Origin of the sequence: Streptomyces montanus (assembly GCF_005786655.1) — a bacterium.
Taxonomy (GTDB): Bacteria; Actinomycetota; Actinomycetes; order Streptomycetales; family Streptomycetaceae; genus Streptomyces; species Streptomyces sporangiiformans.
This window is the reverse complement of the sequence record NZ_VBZC01000021.1, coordinates 67,015-87,881: the sequence shown is the minus strand read 5'-3', so window position 1 is coordinate 87,881 and position 20,867 is coordinate 67,015. Positions and strand designations below refer to the sequence as shown.

Genomic DNA, 20,867 nt, shown 5'->3' with positions numbered 1-20,867 from the left:
GGTGGTCGCGGTCACAGGGGAACCTCCTGGTGTGCTGTGGGTTGGGGTGCAAGCAAACCGGTAATCCTCCTTGATCGACCCATGCTGTGTGGCGCTCCGGCGAGTGCCGGTCAGGCGGCGGTGCACAGAGCGGGCGCCGCGTTGTTCTCGCTCAGGCCGATGCTGTGGAACCGGACCGCCGAAGGGCCGGTCGGGCCGGAGGTCAGGGCCACGGCGATCGGAGCGGGGCGAGCGGCGTGACGAGCGCGGGAGGCCTGAGCCGGGACGCGGGCACGGACGGGAGCGGTGGCCGGGGTCGCGGTCTTCTTGCGGCCGCCCGCGAAGACGACGAGCCGCAGCACTACGAACCGTGCGGCACCGGCAAGCGCGGAGGCCGACAGGTAGACGGCCTGCTCGAGCAGCGCCCCCGGCGCCGCCACCAGCTGATGCAGGACGAACATCGCCACGCAGGTCACGCCGTACGCGGCCGCCGCAGACCCCGCCGACTGCACATGCTGGCGCCAGGTCCCGCGCCTGCCTGCGCCGAAGGTGAAGCGGGCGTGCAGCTCGGTGGCGAGGAGTGTCGAGGCAACCGTGATCAGGGCGTTCGCCAGAGCCCACGGCATGCAGGCGGCGAGCGCCACCACCGCGAAGCTGGAGGCGACACCGACGCCGCCACCGCAGAGCACGAACCGTGCGAAGGCAGTGAAGGCGCCGGGTGCTGCCTGCGTCTGGCGCTGTGCTGACTCCATGATCCGGCCCCTCCGGTGGCTGACTCTGCGATACGCGAACCCTCGGCCCAGTCGGGACCGAGGGCTCATCGCCCGTGTCGCCATCATGGCGCAATGGGTGGCGCCATTGCAAGGCGTATATGGCGCCATTGGCTCCGTTGTCGGCGCCAGGATCGGGCCATGACATGTGAAACTGCAGGTCGAAGGGTTATCGCCAGGGTGTCGATTGGTTCGATGATGGCGCCGGTCAGCCGATGACCGACGTGCACGTGGTGGGCGTGGCAAGCGCCGAGTCGAGCGCGTTGGTGACCTCCTGGAAGGCGGCGCGGTCGACGAGGCCTATCGCCACATGCTCGGACGGTTGGCCGTGCACTTGTCCCGGATGAGGACGTTGTGGACGTCGGGGCCGTCCAGGAACTGGGAGCGGTGGGGAGTGACGACCTGGTCGTACTTGGTCGCGATGACCGTGTAGTGCACGCCGGGCGCGGTGTCGCGGCCGTCGCGGTCGCGCAGCTGCTCGGCCGACTTGGCGATCGGGCCGAGCCCGTTGAAGAGGGGGGCCGACGGTTTGCACGCGTAGTTGTTCCAGCCGCTGCTCGGCGCGGTGGAGGCCGGTGCGGCCGTCAAGTCGACCGCCGGCTCCGGCTTGGCAGGCGGTATGAGCTGGCCTCCGGGCTCTTTCGCCGCTACCAGTTGCTGCGCTGCGGTGCCGCGGCGTAGTCGTGGTGCGGTGCGGCGACGCCGATGCCGGGCGGCTGGGTCATGAACGGGGAGGCGGGCTCCGGTTCCTGCCCGGTCACTGGCGTGGTGGATCCGAGGTTGCCGGGTCGCGGATTTCTTCGGGGCACAGGAGTGTCTGGACGACCAGCGTGTCGCGGTTCGTCCACAGCGCGGACGGGCGCTCTTTGGTGTGCAGCGTCACCTTGGCCACGGCTGCGTGCTCGGCTCGGGCCGGCGCGGCCACCAGCAGCGCGTACGGCCGCTGCCCGGCTGGCCCGTGCGGGGTGGCGTAGTAGGCACGGGAGAAAAGGAGCGGGTCCAGGCCGTCGAGGGGGAGAATGCCGAGGACGTCGATGATGTGCTTGCTGGGCAGTGAGTGGTAGGGCCTCGAGATCTTCTTCCCTTAGGACCACGGTGGGCCTGTCCGGGGTCTCGTGTCCTTTCGCGATCTCGCGGTTTTCTACTTCTCGGTGCTCGGCTTGGCAGACGCGCCGGTGGCGTGTGCGGGAGCCGTCCGTGGCGTGCACCTCATGCAGATCCACCCCGTGCCTTCGCGTTGCCGGGAACAACTGCACCGGCAGGCTGACCAGGCCGAACATGATCCAGACTGTCCTCACGGCCTGCGTGGGTGCGTCCATGTTGCTACCCGGTGCAGTACGTCGAAGCTCTCCGCTCGGATGGTGTCCCGTGCCACCGAACCTTGATTGTTGCCACCGAACCCTGACGATCAATGGGTTCGTGCCGTCGAAGGTTGAGCGGCACGGGGTACCTGGTCGTCAGGGGTGGTGGTGGGCTCGCGGGTGCGTACGCGACCGGCGGGCCGACGCACCTCCCGGGCGCGGGTGCCCGGATGATTCTTTGGGTGCATGGCCCCTCCGGCAGCCTTCAGCTGAGCTGCTCGGCCAGTCCGACGAGGATGCCCTCGGGGCCGCGAACGTAACAGAGGCGATAGCTGTCCTCGAACTGCTCCACCTCGCCAACGAGTTGGGCACCATGGGTTTGCAGGCGGGCGAGGACGTCCTCGATGTCGTCGACGGCGAACATGATGCGACGAATGCCCAGCGTGTTCGTCGGCGCGTTTGCCGGCTCGGCGCTGATCGCCTTCGGCGTGTGGAACTTCGTCAGCTCAAGTCGGCCGTGGCCGTCCGGTGTCCAAGAAATAACAGCAATCTGGTCCCCGTCGCAGTCGATCTGGTCTGATTCGTCTGTGGTCGCAGGTGTTCTGGTCCACCGATGACGGCTGCCCGAAGCGCCGGAAAACCGGTGGAGCCGTCGGAGCATGTGTCCGTACCGTCCGTGGCGTGACCTATCTGAGCCCCCTGGGATATCTGCTGGGCATCGAGGGTGCCGCTCTGCTGCGCGGCGTGAGGGAGGGAAGCGCCGACCAAGCGTTCGTCGAGGCCCGGATCGCCGAGATCCGCGCCTTGCTGGACACGCCCGCCCTCGCGCATGCCGAGGGGGTCACGGCGAGTCCGGGCACGATCAGCGCGGCCGACGTCTACCAAGCCTGGGCGCCGCACTATGACGCCCCTGGCAACCAGATGATCGATATTGAGGAGCCCGTTCTCCGACGCATCCTGGACGGCCTGCCCGTCGGCACGGCGCTGGACGCGGCCTGCGGCACCGGCCGTCACACCACCTACCTGCATGAACTCGGCCATCACGTGATCGGCTTCGACTCCTCACCGGAAATGCTCGCCCAGGCCCGCAAGCGCCTGCCAGATGTCGACTTCCACGAGGCCGACCTGCACCGACTGCCGCTTCCCGACAACGCGGTCGACACCGTCGTCTGCGCGCTCGCCCTGACACACGTCCCCGAGCTGGCTCCCGTGCTGGCCGAGTTCGCGCGCGTCCTGCGCCCTGGCGGAAACCTCGTGATCTCGGATGCCCACCTGCTGGTGTCCTACCTCCGGCCGACCCTGGCCCGCCGTCCCGGCCCGGACGGCCGCCCGTGCCTCCTCGCCGAATACCACCGTCCGCTCAGCGCCTACCTCGCCGCAGCCCTCCCACTGGGCTTCCAGGTCCGGCACTGCGAGGAACCCCGCCGCCCGCACCATTCCCTCGACCCCGACACCGCCCCGGACCCACTCCCGACCCATGTGTCCTGGGACCTGTTGCACTGGTGCCCAGAAGCATCGGCCGCGGCCTTGGACGACTCCCCGATCGTGGTCATCTGGCACTTCCAACTCGACGGCACCCGGAAGGGCTGAGCATCGATCCACACCCGGGCCCGAGCGACTGAGGCCGATGATCTCGTTTGTCAGCCGGTTTGAAACGGGTCAGACCTCGGCCGGTAGATGGCCAGTGACGCTTCGATTCCTAGTGGTCGGGCGGCTGTGACGATTCCTGGTTGGCCATTATGTCGTCGGCCGCAGCGACGACCGCTCCAGGCGCGAGCCAACGCGCGCGGTCGCATCGGGTGGACGGTGAACGTCGACTCCACGATCTGCCGGACTCACCAGCACGTCGCCCGGGCACGCCGGGACGGCCATGCCCAGAAGGAACCGCCTTGGCCCAGGGGATCCCGCGAGCCGCGATGAGTCTGGGCTGCCACCGGCCGCGCATCGGCGACCGGATCGTCTTCGACAAGATGTTGCAGATGCTGCGCTTCGGCTGCTCCTACCAGGCGGTCGCCGACACGACCTGCTCGGCCACCACGATCGCAACCGTCGCGACGAGTGGATCCGGCTGGGCGTCTTCGCGAGACTCAAGCAGATCGCACTGGAGTCCTATGACAGGATCGTCGGCCTCGTCCTCGACCAGATCGCCGTCGACGGTTCCATCACCAAAGCCCCCGGCGGCGGAGAGGTCGCAGGGCGATCACCGGTCGATCGCGGCAAACAGGGCCTGAAGCGTTCCGGCATGACGGATGGTTATGACATCCCGCTGGGCCGCGTGCTGGCTGGAGCGAACCGTCACGACTCCCCGCTGCTCGCCCCGACCCTCGACCGCCTGGACGACCTGGGACCGCTGCCTGACGACATCACCGTGCACCTGGACGCCGGCTACGACTCGGACAAGACCCGCGCCCTGCTCGAGGAACGAGGTCTGCATGGCCGCATCGCTCACAAGGGTGAGAAGGCACCGATCCAGGCAAGCCAGAGGTGGCATGTCCAACGGACCCACGCCTGGCAGAACGCCTTCCACCGCCTCGCCCTCTGCTATGAGCGGCGCACCACCGTCATCGACGCCTTCTTCGACCTGGCCGACACCATCATCACCGTCCGCAGCCTGATCCGGCGGGCATGGACCACACACCGCTGGGACGAACGCCCGAACTGCCGCCCATGAGCACCCCTGTCGGCGCAACTTATGTCTGGTCGACGTCAGGGCGCGACGTTCCGGTCCTCCATGCACCAGTGTCTGCTTGAGCGCCACGCTATCGCCGCGGCTATGGAGACCGCTGCGAGCGCCACCCAGCCGAGCGCTCGAACTCCCGCGATGGCAAGCGCAGCGCCACCAGCCAGGGCACCTCCACCGATTCCCAGATTGAAGGCGGCGACGTACCAGGACGAGGCTGTGTCGTGAGCTGTGCCGGCGATGCGCAGAACTGTCGCCTGCAAGCACACTGGTGCGGCTGCGAAGGCCATCCCCCAGACGGCGACAGCCGCCACGGTGACGGGCGTCAGCGAAGCTCCGAATGCCAACAGGCCGATCGCCAGCGCCATCGCTCCAGTAGTTCCGAATATGGCGGCGGACGGCGCGCGGTCCACCCAGAGACCCGCAAGCCATGTGCCGCCGAGCCCTGTTACGCCGTACGTCGCAAGGAGCGCGCTCACTCCGGCGCCGTCCGGTATCCCCATGCTGTGGAGCAGTGGGGTGACATAGCTGTACATCGTGAAGTGGCCAAGCACGAGCACCATCGTGGTCATCACCAACGGAAGGAGACCAGGCAGGCACAGTGCATGAGGGCCTCGGTCGGCTCGTTGTGGATTTCCTGGAACCGGCGGAAGCACCCTCATGGCCACTGTCAGAACCAGCAGCGCGGCGAAGGCCACCAGCCAGAAGGCTGCTCGCCAGCCCACAGTGTCGCCCAGCGCAGCGGTCAGGGGCACGCCGAGAACCAGTGCTCCGGAGTTTCCGGCGAAGACGACCGCCGTTGCTCGGCCCGGTCGTTCCGGAACGGCGAGGGCTGCGGCGTAACCGGCCACGATGGACCAGAACACGCCGTGCGCGGCACCGCAGACGAGCCGGGCAACAGCCAGCAGCGCAAAATTCGTCGCCGCACCGGAGAGGACCGCACCCACGGCGAAGATCCCCACGACCGCGAGAAGGAGGCGCTTCCTCGGCCAGCTCGCGGTCCAAGAAGTCAACGCTGTCGCAGTCATTGCCACCGTGAAGGCATAGGCCGTGAGCAGCGTCCCCGTCTGGGACTCGGACACCTCCAGACTCGTGCTGATCGCGGACAGCAACCCGACAGGGAGCATCTCCGTGGTGACCACGATGAAGGTGGCCAGGGCAAGGACCGCCAGGCCGCCGCGGTGCTTTCCCATGGGAACACGCGGCGCAACGGCCTGGCCCTGCGCGTCCTTAGTGGTCATGCGGAAATAGGGCCAAGAGACGCGAGGAAACGGCGTACGTGGCCGAGCCAGAGCGCCCGGTTGTCCGCGTCGAGGATGTGCCCTGCTCCGGGCAGTTCGATCAGCGTGGCCCCCTGGATTCCCGCAGCGAGGCGACGGGAACTCTCCGGAAGCACCAGACGGTCTCCCGTCGGCGCGAACACGAGGGCGGGGGCCGTCACGCTGGTGAGGTCGCCGCGGACGTCCACGCGGGAGACAAGGTCGAAGTGGTCGAGCATGCCGGGAGGCATCGACGCCTCCACCTGCGCCACCGCCTCCTCCATGTCGGTCGGCGACAGCCCGTTCAACTGGCTCTCGGACAGGCACGCCAGGAAAGCCAGCCGGGCCACCTCCTCCCACTCGCCCGCCTTGCCGAGAAGGGCGATCAGTTGGGAGGCGTGTGCGAGGACTGGATCGGCCACGGGAAACCCTGCCGTGAGCACCAGTCCTGTCACCCGTTCGGGATGGCGGGTCGCGGAGCGCACCGCGATGGCGGTTCCCAGGGACTCTCCGAGGATGGCGAACGTCTCGTGCCCGCGTGCCACAGCGGAGGCGACAAGGGCGTCTGCGAGCTCGTCGGGATCGAGCGGTTCAGTTGCGACCGGTGTGCCGCCCGCTCCTGGGTAGTGCGGACCGATCAGCGTGTGGTCCCGCGTCAGATCGTCGAGCACCAGCCCGAAGTTGCCTTCGATACCGCCGCCGGCACCGTGCGCCAGCAGCAGGGCAGGGCCGCTGCCCTGCACGTACACATCAAGATTCCGTTCAAGAACGGCCTGTTCAGCACTCATGGATACGACGCTAAACTCCGACACCGGTGTCAGAGTCAAGTCGCCGGGAGAGGCAGCACCCCATGCGTATGAAGGAGATGGTCCAGCGGACTGGAGTGCACGAACGACTCCTGCGCTACTACGAACAGCAGGGGCTGCTCGCCCCGACCCGACTTCCCAGCGGATACCGGGAGTACAGCGACGCAGACGTGGAGACAGTGCGCCGTATCCGCAGCCTCCTGACGGCCGGCCTCTCCACCACCGTGATCGCTCAAGTCCTGCCCTGTGTTGCCGACGACAGCGACCACCTGGTCCCCATGTGTCCGGACCTGGTCCGCCAGCTCCAAGGCGAACGGCAGCGGATTACACAGGAGATCGAGGCCCTTCAGGCATCACGGGCCATGCTAGACACGGTACTCAACGCAGCTCCGTCAGCCTTCGCAAGCGAACAGCCAACCGGGGGTGTAACACCCTCCCCGGCAGCCGCTTGATCCGCTCGGAATAGCCGGCCGACCCAGGGGCCGTGAACCACTCGTACGCCTGCAGTGCTACAGGGGTCTGCAACCGCGCCTATCTGCGCGGCCTCTAATTCGTGTTCATGGAACAGCGCTACGCCTGCGAGATCATGTGCCGCTTCGGCGCCACCGTCGAGTCGCCCATCGACCCGTTCAACCGGCCACCCACCGCCGAGATGACGACAGTCTGGGACGCACCCCACCACCACCTGCGCAAACACCCCCACCATGACAACCGCTTGGGGCACGCCGCAACGCCCCCGCGCCATGGTCGTTGCGTGTACGAGTCGTCGTGGGTGCGGTCAAAACGTTCCCTACCACCCCAGTTGTAGGCGCGTAACGCAGCGGTTTACCAACCTGGGTTGGATGTCGTCTCTGTATGTCGGACGTAGCGTTCACAGCGACACGGGGCGGACCCATCAAGGCCTGGCGGTTAGTGAGGGAGCTTTGCCATCAGGTCGGGGTCCCTTGCATTCACACACGGGGGGAAGACGTGAGGCTGCGTAACGTAATCGCCGGACTGTGCGCGGTGACTGCTGTGGTCATGACTGGCTCGGCCGGTTCTCCTGCACAGGCCAGTGAGGCCCAAGGGGTCGTCTCCGGCGGCGGGTACTACAAGAACGACTGGGATGACGAGGGCATCGTCTCCACGAGCTCCCACAGCCGCAGCAACGTGGCCGCGATGTGGCAGGCCGTGCTGTGGGCGGACAAGTCGTTGAAGCCCGACGGGGAGCCGATGTCCCTCGCGGACATCGACTGTGTCTTCGGGGCGCAGACGCAGTACACCACGAAGCGGTGGCAGCACCGCTACGCCGCAGCCGGCCTGGTGGCCGATGGCATCGTCGGGCCGAAGACCTTGAGCTACGCCGCCCGGAAGCTGGATGAGGCCGGCGGCAACCGGTACGTCTACCAGGGCCTGACGGCGGATTTCGAGCCGACGGGACGCTCTGTGATGTTCGTCCGCTCCAGCAGCGGCGTCTGGAGCATGTACCGCGGCGACGATCTGCGGACCCTGTACTACAACGCGGCGACGTTCACCGCCTGCGGTTGATCGGAACAGGGGCGAGCGGTGCGCGGCGATCGCCCACCGTAGCTGAGCTGTACGCCCAGAACCGGACCAACGCGGCCGGGCTGCTCCCAGGAGGATCGTCCGGCCTTCATCGAAAGCATCACGACACTCACGGAGGTACGTCCATGTCCATTGTCACCGGTGTTCGACGCTTGGCCGTCGCCGGGTGCGGCTCGGTCCTTCTTGCATCCGGCTTAGTCGCCGTGACGGCCGGGCACGCCCAGGCCGCCACCCCGATCTGCACCAAGACCGTGACGAAGTCGTATCAAGACTTCTCGGGGCCCGTGGCCGCGGCGTCCAATGGCTCCCTGAACTGTCAGCTGGGCCCGGGCAACAGCAGCTCTGCGGTCAAGGCCCTCCAGAACTCCCTGTGGCGCTGCAGCACGGCAGACCCCGGCGCCATCGACGGCATCTACGGCCCTGACACCAAGGCAGCTGTCGCCAAGCTCCAGCGGGCCAAGGGCGTTTCACCCATCGACGGCCTCTACGGCCCGAAGACACGGACGGTCTTCAACTGGCTCATAAAGGGGCCCAGGGGTGCCGTCTGCGCAAACTTCTGATCGGAACCACCCTGCACCATCGACTGACGAGGGCCCGGGCGTCGGCGGCCCGGGCCCTCGCCGCACGATCCTGTAGCTGAGATCCTCACCGCAGCTCGCCGGCCTCCGCCGCATGATCCGAGAACAGAACCTCACCGGCTTGCCGACACCCCACGCACCTTGAACACCAACCGTTTGCCCCACCAGCGCATCTCCAACTGGTTGAGGTCGGCGCGCCATTGCTCGGTCAACTTCTCCGCGCGGTGCCGCCGCACGCGGGCTACCGCTGCCAGTGCGTCACCGATTGGGGCGCCGACAAGACCCGCTACCAGCTCGCCGTTGACCCGAGCGAGGAAGCCGCGCCCTCCGAGACACTCAGCCGTTGCCCCAACGAGTCCATCACCGTCACGCTCGCCCGTTAGCGGTATCCGACGAAATGTGGTTCGTGAGGTGACGGAATAAGCGTGCCAGGTTCGCCGGGCTACCAGGCGCTCGTATCCGGGCGATGTCGCGGGTTCGTCTGCGCTGGCGCCCGGGCGCATTCTCAGTCTGGAACGCGGGCTGGGTTGCGCAGGACCTTCCGCGTTTGATGCGGCCGCCGTCCGCGGCCAGGCCGTTCCGCGTAAGACCGCTGGCACGGCAGGCGAGGCAGCGCGGGCCTGATTCCGCTGGGCCGCCGTCTTCTTGGCGGCGGGGTGGTAGGTCAGGTGCGGAGCTCCAGTGCCGGGCATGGCGCCGTCCGGCGGGGTCAGGGCCGGGCAAGGCAGTCACCCCAGAGTGCGGCCAGCCGTGCCGGGATCTCGCGGATGGCGGCGCAGCCCCCAGGATCGCGCGGGAGCCCGTCACCGGCCACAAAGGTCCACGCGCTGCCTTTGGCTTTGGTGAAGTACTTCTCCGCGCCTCCCTCGTCCTGGAGCTGGACGAGCTCGTTTTCGGTGGCGTCGGCCGTCGGTGTGAAGGAGGTTCCCGCGTAGAAGACTCCGTCGCACTCGCCGTAGTAAAAGGTGCCCTTGACCGGGGCGATGTGCACCAGCCCCGGCTGCGATCGCCGGTACGCCAGGGTCACCGCGTCCTTGACCCCCTGTGGCACGACCAGGGAACGGCACGGCGGTGAAGGGGGCGACGACGGGGATGTGGCCGCCGGGCCGTCCGGCGCCGCGCTGGGGGGCTTCGGGGTCACGGTCGGCGGGGCCGTGAACGTGGCCGGTGTGGTCGGGCTCACGACCGCCTCGGGCGGAGGGGCCTGGCGGGAATGGCCGGTGACGGCGAAGGCACCGCCGCCCACCGCGGCAACCAGGGCGACGGCCAGTGCGGCAGTGGCCATCCGGTGACGGCGCCGCAGTTCGTCGCCGCGTTCCCGGACCATGGCGGCGGGCAGGGCGCTGGTGCGCGCGGCGAGCTCCTCAGACCCTCCCTGGAGGATGGCCTCGAAGTCCTCAGTCATGGTGGTGCACCTCCTGGTCGGCGGAGCCGAGGACATCGGTCGCGACAGCGGGAGCGATGCCGGGTGCCGAGACCGCCGGCCGCAAACCGGGTGAGCGGGCGGCACCGCCCGGGCGGTCGCTCGCGATGTCGGACAGATAGCGCGCCATCATGTGGCGCCCGCGCGACAGCCGGGCCTTGACCGTTCCCGGCGCGACTTCGGTTTCACGTGCAGTCTCCTCGACGGACAACCCGACCAGGTGATGCAGCACGATCGCCCGCCGTTGCTCGTAGGGAATGCGCCGCAACGCCGCGACGATCGCCACGTAGTCAGGACTGACACCGGGCACCTCGTCGGGCATGCCGTGGCGGCGGTGGGCCGTGAGCCGGTTGCCCGCCTTCCGCCAGACACTCACCCGGATACGGCAAGCCACCGAACGCACCCAGGCCTCCGGGTCCGCGTAGCCGGATACCTTCTCCCAGTTCTGCCAGGCCCGGGCGAAGGCCTCCTGCACCAGGTCCTCGGCCTCGACGAGACTGCCGGTCATCGCGTACATCTGGCTGGTCAGCCGACGCACAGTGCCGGCGTAGAAATCGTCGAAGACGCGTGCATCGCGCATTGCCCCCTCCACATCACTGATTTGAGGGGTCGTGCCCTCACCACCTTGTCACGCCCGAGGAGCGTGGCAGGTTGCACGGCTGCAGCCACGCTGCCTGCCCCCGCACCCGTGGGTCCCCGCACAGGTCGGGCTCCCCAGGGGCGGACCACGCCTGCTACGGACTGCGGGAACTGCAGTGAGACGACTGCTCCATCGGCGGCATCTTCGACATACCGGGTGATCTTGACGGACAGATTCGTCCTGCCGTGGGGATGCCGGGTGGAGGTACCACGTGCTCATCGTCGACACGGATGTCGTCCGGGTGGAACGCCGGTTGCGGGCCCGTGAGCTGACGTGCCAGTCGTGCGGTCCGTGCTCGCACCGTGGGGACACGGCCCGCCGCGGGAGATCCGCGGTGATCTCGGGTCCCGGCTGTTCGTACGTCTTCGTCGTTCGGCCGGGCGGGTGCTGCATGCCATCTCCGGCCGGGCAGTTGACGCATCCGGCGCACCCGGCGGCTTCGCGGTCGCCACAACGGCCACCGCCGCGATGACAGTACTGGCCGCGGGGGCGGCCAGCGGTTGTCCGGGCCAGGCGGCGGGCTCCCACCCGGTGCTGGACGCATCGGGTGGGAGCAGGGTGGCCGCAGGCCCGTTCCTGTTCGAGCAGGGCAGCGGCCTGGGCGGCGTACGGAACCCATCCGGCCCTGCAGACGGCGCACGTGGCGCCCCGCGCCGACGGGCCGGTCGCCGCGGGAACCCGGTCCGTGGAAGAACCGCGCCTGCACCTGCTGGGCTACGGCGACTGTCGGCTCGCTCAGCGGCTTGTGCAGACAATCGCCCGTGATCATGATGCTGCGGGAGCTGAAGCGGACGTACAACACGTCGTGCCGGACGGTCAGGAAGGACCGTCACATCGGTCTGGCCCGATCCGGAGGAAGAAGCGCCACAGCGGGTGACCACACTGGCCCCTACAAGCCGGTCGTCGACGAGATCCTGCGGGAGGCCTGGACGCGCCGCGCACATAGCGCCACACGGTCACGCGGATCTTCCACCGCCTGGTCGAGGAGCACGCTGCCGAGGTCTCCTACCAGCAGGTTCGGCTGGGTGCACGGCGTCGGAGTAATCCCTTGCCGAGGAGGGCCGCCTCGTGCCCACACTGATCCCATGACCAGGGCGACGAGGGAACAACTGCCGGGGGACGGGCTCGTTCTGGCCGTACCCGACGGCCGGCCAGGCCCGCCCCCGCTGCGCTTCGAGCGGGCGAAGGGCCGCGGGTGGGTCCTCAGACAGGGCGAACGGCCGCTGATCCAGGCCCGGTCGGAGGGCGACGGCTGCTGCCGCAACCTCCACCTGCGCCGGCTGCCAGGCCACCGCTCACCGCTGCCGCCCATATCCGCCGCGACGATGCGGTCCAGGACCAACTGGCCGCACCGGTACGGGCGGTGGCTGGAGGAGACAGCCCACGGCCCACTGCACCACGGGCGCTGGATGCTGACCCCGCGCACCACCTTCGCTCCGGGCATCTGGAACTGCGACCTCGTCCGGGACTGGCCGGACGCCACCCTCGAACTGCTCTGTGGTGGCGGCTGGCACGGTGTCCTGCCGCTGCGCCCGCTTCCGGCACCGGACGCCCCACGCGTGAAGGCGTACCGCAAGCACGCTCGGGAGGGCACCCTCGCCCCCGTCCTGCTGTGGTGGGTGTCCTTCCTGGACGGTTGGCTGCTCCTCGACGGCCATGACCGGGCTGCGGCCGCGCTGGTGGAGGGCATGCAACCGGCCTGCGTGGAACTGGTTCGCGTACCGGACGACGCCGACTGGCGGGCGACCGCCGAGAAGATCACCGAGGTGCACGAGGAACGGGTGGCGCGACTGGCCGCGCGCCCAGCGGGCCCGCACACCGCAGACCAACGGCAGGCGCTGAACCGGGGCTACGCCGACGTGATCTCCACCCTGCCGTACGACGCGGACGCCACACCCGTGTTTGAACGCCCCCACGACTGACTACATCGTGCTGCGCGTCTTCTGCGCGCCAAAGGGCGGGTACGGCAACGCACTTGGCATCGTCCGGGACGGCTCCACACTGCCGGACCCGGGGGAGAGGACCGGGCGCGCCGCGGGGAGCGGCCTTCGGACGTGTGTGATTTACCGTCTGCGTGGTGAACCGGGGCCGTGTGCTGGGCGGGTCGTGGGCGGAACCGACTAACGAAAGCGTTCGTGGAACGGTCACCGTGACCGTTCCACGAACGGAAGTCATGGAGTGGGTGAGGCACCTGAGCAAGAGGCGACAGCCACCGTGGTGCCCTCGCCTAGCGGCTCACTGGCCCTTCTCGGTGAACATGTCGATCAGGCCCTGGGCCGTGTTGTTCTCGGATTCGATCCCCTGGACCTCCATACCTTCAAAAGTGACGGCCTCGGCGCTGCGGGGGAACATGGCCTGCTCGTACTCACTCAGCGCGGCCTCGATGTCGTCGGGGTGCGCGGCGAGGGCCTTGCCGAGTTCGGCGCCGTCGAGCATGGCCAGGTTGGCGCCTTCGCCGTTCGGGGCCGCGAGGTGGGCGGCGTCGCCGAGCAGGGTCACCCCCGGCACCCGGTCCCACCGGTGCCCGGTCGGCAGAGCATAGTGGGGGCGCAGGGTCGGCGCGGTGTCGCCGTCGGTGATCAGCGCGGTGAGTTCCGGTGCCCAGCCGTCGAACTCTTGCGCGATCCGCGCGGTGGCCGCGGCGGCATCGGTGAAGTCGATGGCGGCGAACCAGTCCTGCGGCCTGGACAGCGCCACGTAGGTGTGAAGGGTGTCGCCGCTTTCCCGGTGAGCGAAGATCTCCTTGCCCGGCGCGGGCGCGATCAGCGACCCGCCGCCGACCGCTTCCGCGGCGCCTGGGTGCCGGGTGTCGGCGTCGAACAGGTAGGTCTCGACGAACGACGTGCCGACGTACTCGGGTGTGGCGGGGGAGAGCAGCGGCCGGACCCGTGACCACGCGCCGTCCGCGCCGACCAGCAGACTGGTGACGACGGTGCCGCCGTCGGCGAACATCACCTCGTGGCGACCCTCGCCGAGGGCGCGGGTGCTGCTGACCTTGTGCCCCCACCGGACGGTGCCGGCCGGGAGCGAGTCGAGCAGGATCTGTCGCAGCTCGCCGCGCTGCGCCTCGGGGCGTCCGCCCGTGCCGTCGTCGCCTTCCTCGAACAGGACGGTCCCGTCCCGGTCGAGGACCCGCATCGCCTGGCGGCCCTCCAGAACGATGGCGCGGAACTCGTCCATCAGGCCGGCCGCCTCGAGGGCGAGCTGCCCGTTGTAGTCGTGGATGTCGAGCATTCCGCCCTGCGTTCGCGCCGACGGGGAGGACTCGGCCTCGTAGACCGTGACCGGGATGCCGTGGACGTGCAGGACGCGGGCCAGCGTGAGTCCGCCGAGTCCGGCGCCGATGATCGTGACGGGCGTGTGCATGGTGACTCCTTCGGGACCGGGCCGCCCGGTGAGCTCCGGTCGGCCGTCTCCGGAAAGGTGCCAGGCCTCGCCGACGAGCCGCCGACATCGGACCGACAGCCCCCGACAGACGACCGACACCGCGGCTCTGCCGCCCGATCAGCCCGGGGCAAAGCGCCGATCAGCCAGGAGGAGGCTTAGCGCACGATCTGACGCGGATGTTCCTCAGGCCCCGAGTTGGCCGAAGGCGGCTCGAACGGTGGCGGTGGTCCGCACCACCGCCATCCAGAGCTCGACGGTGACCACCGTGGCGGGCTGACACTCAGGAGAACGACGGTCGGCCCATTCCACAAGTTCTGACAGCCGGATCTACCAGCATGCTCGCTGCTCAAAGGGGTCTTCTCCGATCGAAGTGGGGTTACGGGCGCAGGGCGAAGCAGGCCAGCCGGCCGAGGTCTGCGACGGTCACGGTGGACCAGCGCGAGGTGAGGAGTTCGACTTCGGGCGCGGTGATGCCCAGGCTCTTGAGCTGATCGTCGTCGGCCCGTCGGGCGGTGAGCTCGGTGACCACCCAGAACGTCCCGCCGGGGACGAGGAGTTGACGGACCCGGTCAAGGAAGGCGCCCTTGTCGGTGATGAACCGGAATACGAGCCGGCAGGTGATGACCGCGTACGCCGGATCGGGCAGCTCGCTCAGGTCGTCGGTGACGAAGTCCATGACCTGGCAATGGGGGTGATCGGCTATGGCCGGGCCGGTGGCTGTGGCGAGGGCGATGGCGCTGGGTGCGCAGTCGATGCCGGTGGTCCGGTAGCCGAGATGGTTGTGCAGATGGCGGGCAAGGGCACCATCGCCGCACCCTAGGTCGAGCGCCGGCCGTCCGTGGCCGGGACCGAGGTGTTCGGCGAGGAGTTGGGTCTCGGTGTCGGTGATCCGCAGGTAGCTGCGGCCGGACGCCCACAACGGCTCCCAGTAGGCGACGGGGGAGGCGATCACGCGTCATTCCCTTCGGCGCGGTAGGCGGCTCGGTCCTGCTGCAGGCGCCACAGTTCCTGCATCAATCCGGGCTGGTTGACCAGCTCGTGGAAGGCGCCCTCCTGCACCACGCGGCCTTTGTCCATGACCACGATGCGGTCAGCGACGGAGGTGTTGGCGAGGTTGTGGGTGACCAGGACGACTGCCCGCTCCCCGGCCATGCCGCGCAGTCCGGTGAAAATCCGGTGCTCGGCCCGCGCGTCGAGATCGGAGGTGGGCTCGTCCATGACGAGCAGACCCGCGTCACGGTGCGCCGGTCGGGCCACCGCGATCCGCTGCCACTGCCCCGGAGACAGCGCCACGCCGCCCCACCACTCCCGGGCCAGCAACGTGCCCAGCCCCGACCGGAGAGTCCTGATCACGTCATCGGCTCCGCTGGCCCGTGCCGCGCGCTTCACGGCCACGTCGCCCTCGGCGCACGGCTGGCCCAAGGTGATGTTCTCGCGCGCAGTCATGGGCCAGCGGGCGAAGTCCTGCGGCACCACGGACGTCTGCCGCCACATCGCGTGCGGGTCGAGGTCGGCGACGCTGACACCGTCCCAGGTGACGACGCCACTACTGGCCAGATTGAGCCCGGACAGCAGTTTCATCAGAGTCGACTTACCCGAGCCGTTCTCCCCGACGACGGCCACGATCTCGCCTTGACGGACCTCGAAGTCGACCTCGTGGAGGGTGTCCTCGTCCGCCTCCGGATATCGGAAGGAGACCTTCCGCAGGGCGATGTGCCGCGGCCGTTGGGGTGTGATGATGCCGCGGTCCAGGCGCTGCCCGGCGGCCTCCGTGACGAACCGCTCCCAGTCGTCGAGGTAGAGCCCGGTGCGCAACAGGTCCCGGCCGTAGCCGACGAGCCCCTGGAGTCCGGTGGCCGCGGAGCGCAGCGCGAACACGGCGGTGCCGGCCGCTGCCGCCGAGATCCGGCCGGTTCCCAGCAGCAGGAACACCGCACCCCATACCGCCGAGGACGCCAACCCCGTGGCGGCGGCACCGACGACGGCGATCTTGGCCCGGTCCCAGGCGGCGGTGTCGCTGGTGGCTTCAACCCGCTCCGCGCTGGCCTTGTACCTGCTGAGCAGGTAGGGGGCCAGGGTGTCGGTGCGGACCTGGTCGGACTGGTCCTTGGCGATCAGGTGCCAGCGCAGCATGGTCATCACGCGCCGGTCCTTGTGGGTGGCGACCACCGCCAGGTAGGTGACGCGCTCACCGCGGATGGCGGCGATCGCCTGCGGTACCGCTGCCATGAGCAGCAGGGGCAGGAGCAGGGGGTAGAGGCTGGCGAGGACCACGGCGGCCGCGATCAGGGTGGCGAGGGAGGAGATGTAGTTCTGCGACTGGCCGATCATGTCCCGGCTGACGTCGACGCCCCGCTCGGCGGCGTCGTACCGGTCGTTGAAGCCGGGGTGGTCGTAGGCGGCCTGTTCCGAGTTGGTGGCCGCTTCGAGCATCTTGTACTCCGCCTCGCGGCAGATGCGCGGGGAGAGCCGGTTGGACAGGGCCTGGATGGCGATGCCGAGCAGGGCCCGCAGTCCGGCCGTCCCGGCCAGCAGTGCCACGGCCGGGATCGCCGCCGGCAGCCGGCTCGTGTCGTGGGCCGTCTCGATGAGCACGGAGAGCGCCTCCGTGGTGGCGAACAGACCGAGCGCCCCCGAGATCCCGGAGACGATCTGGCAGGCCAGAAGGACGCCGACGGCCGTGCGGTCGACCTGCCAGGCCAGGGAGAAGGTTCTGCGGATCAGTGAGGGAAGCCGTCGGGCCATGGTGCGTCCGGTCAGCAAGTCGGCCAGCTCCAGGCTGTCCCCGCCGGGGTGGTCGAACGCCAGCTCTTCTTCGGCGGCGGGCGCCGCCGCCACGTCGTCGGCCTCGCCGCTCTCGTCATGCAGTCGGTCGGCGGTCTCCGTCATGGCCTGTCTCCTTCCTTCTTCAGTGGGGCGCGTTCGTTGGCGGGGGCCGGGACATCTGCCGGCGCAGGGGCGTCTCCGCTGGGATCGGGTGCCGTCACCGGGAGGGCACGAAGGGAGCGCACCGGAGAAAGGGCGAGGACCAAGACCGGAACGAGAAGGAGAACGGTGCCGGCGATCAGGGCGCTGCGTACCCCGTGCAGGGTGCCGATGACTCCGGCGAGGGGTGCGGCGAATGGGCGGGAGCCTCCTGTGAGCCAGGTGCTGACCGCCTGCATGCGTCCCTGCAGACGGGGCGTGGTGATCATCTGCCGGATGGACCGCTGGGTGGTGCCGGCCGCCGCCGCGCACAGGAGCTGGACGGCGAGCGCGGCGCCGATCGCGATCTGCCAGGAGCGCCCCGCCGAGGCGAGAAGCAGCGGGAGCTGGGCGATCGGGGTCAGGATGAGCGCGGTGAGCATCATCGGACCGGGCCCGAACCACCGGGTCATGCGCGGGGCGAACAGCGCGCCGACGCAGCTGCCCAGGGCGGCGGCCCCCATGACGAGGCCGAAGGCCGTGGCGGTGAAGAGGAGTTCACGCAGCAGGTACAGCGCCCACACGGTGTTCAGCACACCCAGGGCGAAGCTCATGGTCGAGTTCGTGAGGGTCAGGGTGCGCAGGGTCGTGTCGGCGAAGACGTACCGCACGCCCTCCGCGATCTCCGTACGCAGCCGCGCACTTGGGGCCCGGGACGGTGGCGGGGGCTCGGTGATGCGGATATGAGTCGTGCACAAGGCGCTGACGGCGTAGGAGAGGGCGTCCGCGATGAGGGCGCGGGCCGCGCCCAGGACGGAGACCAGCACCGCGCCGAGGCTGCTGCCGGCCGTGGCGGAGACGGAGAACAGGCCGCCGATCCGGCTGTTGCCGCGCTGCAACAAGGATCGGTCCAACAGGGTGGGGAGGTAGGCGATGGCGGCGGCATCGTGCACGACCCCAGCGGTGGACTGGACGAAGGCGACCCCCATCAACTGCTGGAAGGTGAGCCAGTCGAACGCGGCCGCGAGCGGCAGAGTGAGCAGGACGCACACGCAGACCAGGTCCCCGCCGATCATGAGCGGCCGCTTAGGATACCGGTCGGCCAGCGCCCCGGCGTGCAAGGCGAACAGCAGGCTGGGCAGCTGCGTCAGGAACACGAGCGCGGACACCTCAGCGGTGGAGGCGCTCAGCTCGACCACGGCCAGATATGGCACGGCCACGCTGCTCACCGACGATCCGGCCACGCTGGTCGCCTCGCCCGCCACATAAGTCATGTAGGGGCGGTGGCGCCACAGGGCCTGGGCTCCACCCTGCGGGGGAGCGGAGGCGAGAGGCGGGCGCGGGGCGGGTTCAGGAGAGGCTGTCATGTCCCGTCCCCGCTCGCCGCCACGGTGATGTTCCCGTGCAGGTGCCCCGCCATGAAGTTGGCCAAGACCTTCCGGGTGTAGGGGTGGCAGTCCGTGGGCGGATTACCGGGATCGATCCACAAGATGGCCTCGTGCTTGTCCGTTTCGGCGTTGCGCGGCTCGCCCTGCCACCGCTGCGCGGTGAACACCGCCCCGATCACCCGCACGCCGTCGGGACCCCGGTAATGCACCGTCTGACAGATCTCCAGGTCCGAGGCAGCGACACGGACACCGGTCTCCTCGTGCAGCTCGCGCAGCGCGCCCTCGTCGAGGAACTCGTCCTCCTCCAGCTTTCCGCCGATCACGGTTACCTGGTTCGCAGACGTCTTGGACTTGTCGTTGTGCCGTACTGCCAGGATCCGCCCGTCGCCACGCTGAAGCAGCACCATGACGTTCGCCGGGCTCAAGTGCTGATCGCTCACGCGGCCTGCACCTCCAGCCGGGCCAGCGTGGCCCGCCCGCGTTCGACGATCTCGGCATCGCCGATCTCGCCATCGCCGTTGGGCACGCCCCACGAGATGGCGCTCGCCGCGTCCAGCACGGACAGACAGCGCAGCGCCCACTGCTCCTCGGCGCTGAGCGCGCGGCCGTACCCCTCGAAGAACGCCTCCTGAAGGTCGGGGCGGCCGACCCAGGATCCGCAAGCGAGAAGGACGAGGTCGGCGACGGCAGCGTGCGGCCGGGCGCGCTCCAGATCCACCGCCCCGAACACCCGGGCCGCGGGGCCGGTGTCGAGCAGCCAGTTGCGTTCCTGGAAATCGCCGTGGACGTATCCCGCGGGCAGCGGCCCGAGCCGGCCGAGCGCGGCGGCATGCCACCGTACGGTCCACCGGTCCTTTGGGCCGATCAGGTTCCCGGCCCGGTCCAGGTGCTTCTCGCCGCCGGCAGCGGCGCGGGCGACCTCGGCGGCGGCATCCGCATGGTCCTGGGCCGACACCTCGCCGGCACCGCCGTGGAAGCGCCGCAGCCAGCTGCCGGCCTGCCGGTGCAGCATGCGCTGCTCCGCGTGGGTGAGGGAGAGCGACTTCACCGTGCGGCCGGACACCGGGGAGAGCAGCAGGGCCTGCTGGAGGGGGTCGGCCGCCAGCAGAAGGGGCGCGGTGCCCGGCTCCAGGCCCGGGACCACTTCCCGCAGGGCGCGGGTGTCGCGGCCGAACGACATCGGGCTCGGCGCCAGCTTCGCGAAGACAATCCCCGTGGCGCACGTCAGCTGCCACACACGGGAGTTCACGCGGCCGTGGGAGACGTCTCGGACCAGGTGCACCGGTCCGACGACGCTCTGGGCCCACTCCAGGAGGACGGGCGGAATCGGCTTTTTTGCGACGCTCATGCCCCCCACCTCGGTTCCGGACGTGCCGGATCCGCGGCGAACGTACGGGCGGCGTCAACACCGTGCACGAGGTGGACCCGCTGTTCGAGCGCAGGAGGCACGGGGGCGAGGGCGGGGACGGGATTCATGAGTTCCTCCTGGAAAGGGTGAGCGGCATAGGTGACACAACAACTCGGCTGCTGGACAGGCCGTTACGGGCAACAGCAGGCGAAGCGTCGGTCAAAAGTTCGAGCACGGGGGGTGACCCTTGTGGGGACTGGGTGATGTGGCCGTGATGCACTGTTCGATCACTCGCACAGGGGGTCGTCACCTGATCGAGCGATTGCCGCGGGCGGCTGAGCTCGCGTCCGGCACGTGCACCGGCTGTGAGCACGAGCGTGTCGTCCGCGGTGAACGAGGCAGCGGCCGGCCTGCCGGGCAGGAGCCGGTGGCGCACGGCGCGGTTTGTAAGCGAAGAAGCGGTGGCGGTGCGCAGTACGCAGGTGCCAAGAACTCGTCCCTGCCTTGGTGGCTGTCAACTCGGCCCTCCGGATCTGAGGTGCTTTTCTCGTGGCGATGGGGCTGCTGTGGCAGACGGCAGCGAGGCGTGGAGTGCGGAAGGAACCCTCGGGCACGGCACTGACAATCAGCGGGACCCGGGGCTGTGATCCGGACAATCCGAGAGGCCGTTCAACGAAGGGCGGACTGAGGCGGTACGGCCCGATGCCCTGGGACGAAGCCAGAAGAAAGGATTCTCGAACTGGGCCGCGGCACCCCGAAGTTGAGTGCTGACCAAGATGGCTTGAACTGCCCGATGCGAAGTGCCGACCATGGCGCCGCCCGGGATGGCGAACCTCTGAAAGGGCACGTCGGCGGCCAG

19 protein-coding genes and 4 pseudogenes are annotated in these 20,867 nt (G+C 69.1%); 8 read left to right on the top strand and 15 right to left on the bottom strand.

What is annotated here, in order from left to right; genetic code table 11:
• Positions 1-110: 110 nt before the first annotated feature.
• The 5 genes and pseudogenes from FE633_RS20500 to FE633_RS20485 all read right to left on the bottom strand — a co-directional run bounded on the left by FE633_RS20500 (position 111) and on the right by FE633_RS20485 (position 2,711).
• Positions 111-731 (bottom strand): GtrA family protein, encoded by a 621-nt coding sequence (locus FE633_RS20500; RefSeq protein ID WP_425473197.1) that lies wholly within the window; start codon positions 729-731, stop codon positions 111-113.
• A 226-nt stretch (positions 732-957) separates the two neighbouring features.
• Positions 958-1,208 (bottom strand): annotated as a pseudogene (locus FE633_RS49785) (lipase); the annotation flags it as partial.
• Between the two features lie 298 nt (positions 1,209-1,506).
• Complete coding sequence (locus tag FE633_RS49780; protein ID WP_425473198.1) at positions 1,507-1,752, bottom strand: Ku protein; 246 nt, start codon at positions 1,750-1,752, stop codon at positions 1,507-1,509.
• Between the two features lie 64 nt (positions 1,753-1,816).
• Positions 1,817-2,029 (bottom strand): annotated as a pseudogene (locus FE633_RS49775) (Ku protein); the annotation flags it as partial.
• Between the two features lie 286 nt (positions 2,030-2,315).
• A complete protein-coding gene (locus FE633_RS20485) occupies positions 2,316-2,711 on the bottom strand; it encodes a VOC family protein (protein ID WP_138046612.1) in 396 nt (131 codons plus the stop codon).
• Positions 2,712-2,731: 20 nt separating this feature from the next.
• Here FE633_RS20485 and FE633_RS20480 point away from each other — a divergent pair, with 20 nt between their 5' ends.
• Positions 2,732-3,640, top strand: coding sequence for a class I SAM-dependent methyltransferase (locus FE633_RS20480; RefSeq protein ID WP_138046611.1), 909 nt, complete (start codon positions 2,732-2,734; stop codon positions 3,638-3,640).
• A 332-nt stretch (positions 3,641-3,972) separates the two neighbouring features.
• Positions 3,973-4,721, top strand: a pseudogene (locus FE633_RS20470) (IS5 family transposase); the annotation flags it as partial.
• 35 nt (positions 4,722-4,756) lie between these two features.
• Here the strand turns inward: FE633_RS20470 and FE633_RS20465 are convergent.
• Positions 4,757-5,971, bottom strand: coding sequence for an MFS transporter (locus FE633_RS20465; RefSeq protein WP_212747247.1), 1,215 nt, complete (start codon positions 5,969-5,971; stop codon positions 4,757-4,759).
• Positions 5,968-6,777: an alpha/beta fold hydrolase gene (locus FE633_RS20460; protein ID WP_138046610.1), complete on the bottom strand. Its 810-nt coding sequence runs from the start codon at positions 6,775-6,777 to the stop codon at positions 5,968-5,970. Before FE633_RS20460 ends, FE633_RS20465 begins: the two co-directional genes overlap by 4 nt.
• A 62-nt stretch (positions 6,778-6,839) precedes the next feature.
• Here FE633_RS20460 and FE633_RS20455 point away from each other — a divergent pair, with 62 nt between their 5' ends.
• From FE633_RS20455 to FE633_RS20440, 4 genes are all read left to right on the top strand, one after another.
• Entirely contained in the window at positions 6,840-7,247 is a 408-nt protein-coding gene (locus FE633_RS20455; RefSeq protein ID WP_138046609.1) for a MerR family transcriptional regulator, read from the top strand.
• Positions 7,248-7,815: 568 nt separating this feature from the next.
• Complete coding sequence (locus FE633_RS20450; protein ID WP_138046608.1) at positions 7,816-8,322, top strand: peptidoglycan-binding domain-containing protein; 507 nt, start codon at positions 7,816-7,818, stop codon at positions 8,320-8,322.
• A gap of 143 nt (positions 8,323-8,465) precedes the next feature.
• Positions 8,466-8,900 carry a peptidoglycan-binding domain-containing protein gene (locus tag FE633_RS20445; protein ID WP_138046607.1) on the top strand — a complete coding sequence of 145 codons (435 nt, stop codon included), beginning with the start codon at positions 8,466-8,468 and terminating at the stop codon, positions 8,898-8,900.
• A 218-nt stretch (positions 8,901-9,118) separates the two neighbouring features.
• The gene (locus tag FE633_RS20440; RefSeq protein ID WP_212747246.1) at positions 9,119-9,301 is read left to right on the top strand and encodes a hypothetical protein; all 183 of its coding nucleotides are present in this window, start codon (positions 9,119-9,121) and stop codon (positions 9,299-9,301) included.
• Between the two features lie 326 nt (positions 9,302-9,627).
• On the opposite strand, the gene FE633_RS20435 is transcribed toward FE633_RS20440, so the two are convergent.
• Both FE633_RS20435 and FE633_RS20430 read right to left on the bottom strand, forming a co-directional pair.
• A complete protein-coding gene (locus tag FE633_RS20435; protein WP_138046606.1) occupies positions 9,628-10,323 on the bottom strand; it encodes a hypothetical protein in 696 nt (231 codons plus the stop codon).
• Entirely contained in the window at positions 10,316-10,921 is a 606-nt protein-coding gene (locus FE633_RS20430) for a SigE family RNA polymerase sigma factor (protein ID WP_138046605.1), read from the bottom strand. Before FE633_RS20430 ends, FE633_RS20435 begins: the two co-directional genes overlap by 8 nt.
• 1,145 nt (positions 10,922-12,066) lie before the next feature.
• On the opposite strand from FE633_RS20430, the gene FE633_RS20420 reads away from it, so the two are divergent.
• Together FE633_RS20420 and FE633_RS48495 are read left to right on the top strand one after the other, a co-directional pair.
• On the top strand, positions 12,067-12,903 hold the full coding sequence (locus FE633_RS20420; protein WP_138046603.1) for a hypothetical protein: 837 nt from the start codon (positions 12,067-12,069) through the stop codon (positions 12,901-12,903).
• Positions 12,884-12,989: pseudogene (locus FE633_RS48495) on the top strand (PhzF family phenazine biosynthesis protein); the annotation flags it as partial. The gene FE633_RS20420 and the pseudogene FE633_RS48495, both read left to right, overlap by 20 nt.
• Before the next feature lie 227 nt (positions 12,990-13,216).
• On the opposite strand, the gene FE633_RS20410 reads toward FE633_RS48495, so the two are convergent.
• From FE633_RS20410 to FE633_RS20385, 6 genes are all read right to left on the bottom strand, one after another.
• Positions 13,217-14,347 carry an FAD-dependent oxidoreductase gene (locus FE633_RS20410; RefSeq protein ID WP_138046602.1) on the bottom strand — a complete coding sequence of 377 codons (1,131 nt, stop codon included), beginning with the start codon at positions 14,345-14,347 and terminating at the stop codon, positions 13,217-13,219.
• 397 nt (positions 14,348-14,744) lie between these two features.
• A complete protein-coding gene (locus tag FE633_RS20405; RefSeq protein WP_138046601.1) occupies positions 14,745-15,320 on the bottom strand; it encodes a class I SAM-dependent methyltransferase in 576 nt (191 codons plus the stop codon).
• Positions 15,317-17,257, bottom strand: coding sequence for an ATP-binding cassette domain-containing protein (locus tag FE633_RS20400; RefSeq protein ID WP_138046600.1), 1,941 nt, complete (start codon positions 17,255-17,257; stop codon positions 15,317-15,319). The genes FE633_RS20405 and FE633_RS20400 overlap by 4 nt, the downstream gene beginning before the upstream one ends.
• Positions 17,254-18,639: an MFS transporter gene (locus FE633_RS20395; RefSeq protein WP_138046599.1), complete on the bottom strand. Its 1,386-nt coding sequence runs from the start codon at positions 18,637-18,639 to the stop codon at positions 17,254-17,256. The genes FE633_RS20400 and FE633_RS20395 overlap by 4 nt, the downstream gene beginning before the upstream one ends.
• On the bottom strand, positions 18,636-19,100 hold the full coding sequence (locus FE633_RS20390; protein WP_246113734.1) for an NUDIX domain-containing protein: 465 nt from the start codon (positions 19,098-19,100) through the stop codon (positions 18,636-18,638). The genes FE633_RS20395 and FE633_RS20390 overlap by 4 nt, the downstream gene beginning before the upstream one ends.
• Positions 19,097-20,008, bottom strand: coding sequence for an aminoglycoside phosphotransferase family protein (locus FE633_RS20385; protein ID WP_138046598.1), 912 nt, complete (start codon positions 20,006-20,008; stop codon positions 19,097-19,099). The genes FE633_RS20390 and FE633_RS20385 overlap by 4 nt, the downstream gene beginning before the upstream one ends.
• Between the last annotated feature and the right edge of the window lie 859 nt (positions 20,009-20,867).

What these genes read in the sequence shown, in the direction of transcription:
- FE633_RS20450 (WP_138046608.1), top strand. Translation starts at nt 7,816, where the DNA reads ATGACTGGCTCGGCCGGTTCTCCTGCACAGGCCAGTGAGGCCCAAGGG.
- FE633_RS20430 (WP_138046605.1), bottom strand. Translation starts at nt 10,921, where the DNA reads ATGCGCGATGCACGCGTCTTCGACGATTTCTACGCCGGCACTGTGCGT.
- FE633_RS20460 (WP_138046610.1), bottom strand. Translation starts at nt 6,777, where the DNA reads ATGAGTGCTGAACAGGCCGTTCTTGAACGGAATCTTGATGTGTACGTG.
- FE633_RS20435 (WP_138046606.1), bottom strand. Translation starts at nt 10,323, where the DNA reads ATGACTGAGGACTTCGAGGCCATCCTCCAGGGAGGGTCTGAGGAGCTC.
- FE633_RS20400 (WP_138046600.1), bottom strand. Translation starts at nt 17,257, where the DNA reads ATGACGGAGACCGCCGACCGACTGCATGACGAGAGCGGCGAGGCCGAC.
- FE633_RS20395 (WP_138046599.1), bottom strand. Translation starts at nt 18,639, where the DNA reads ATGACAGCCTCTCCTGAACCCGCCCCGCGCCCGCCTCTCGCCTCCGCT.
- FE633_RS20420 (WP_138046603.1), top strand. Translation starts at nt 12,067, where the DNA reads ATGACCAGGGCGACGAGGGAACAACTGCCGGGGGACGGGCTCGTTCTG.
- FE633_RS20465 (WP_212747247.1), bottom strand. Translation starts at nt 5,971, where the DNA reads ATGACCACTAAGGACGCGCAGGGCCAGGCCGTTGCGCCGCGTGTTCCC.
- FE633_RS20500 (WP_425473197.1), bottom strand. Translation starts at nt 731, where the DNA reads ATGGAGTCAGCACAGCGCCAGACGCAGGCAGCACCCGGCGCCTTCACT.
- FE633_RS20410 (WP_138046602.1), bottom strand. Translation starts at nt 14,347, where the DNA reads ATGCACACGCCCGTCACGATCATCGGCGCCGGACTCGGCGGACTCACG.
- FE633_RS20485 (WP_138046612.1), bottom strand. Translation starts at nt 2,711, where the DNA reads ATGCTCCGACGGCTCCACCGGTTTTCCGGCGCTTCGGGCAGCCGTCAT.
- FE633_RS20455 (WP_138046609.1), top strand. Translation starts at nt 6,840, where the DNA reads ATGCGTATGAAGGAGATGGTCCAGCGGACTGGAGTGCACGAACGACTC.
- FE633_RS20445 (WP_138046607.1), top strand. Translation starts at nt 8,466, where the DNA reads ATGTCCATTGTCACCGGTGTTCGACGCTTGGCCGTCGCCGGGTGCGGC.
- FE633_RS20385 (WP_138046598.1), bottom strand. Translation starts at nt 20,008, where the DNA reads ATGAGCGTCGCAAAAAAGCCGATTCCGCCCGTCCTCCTGGAGTGGGCC.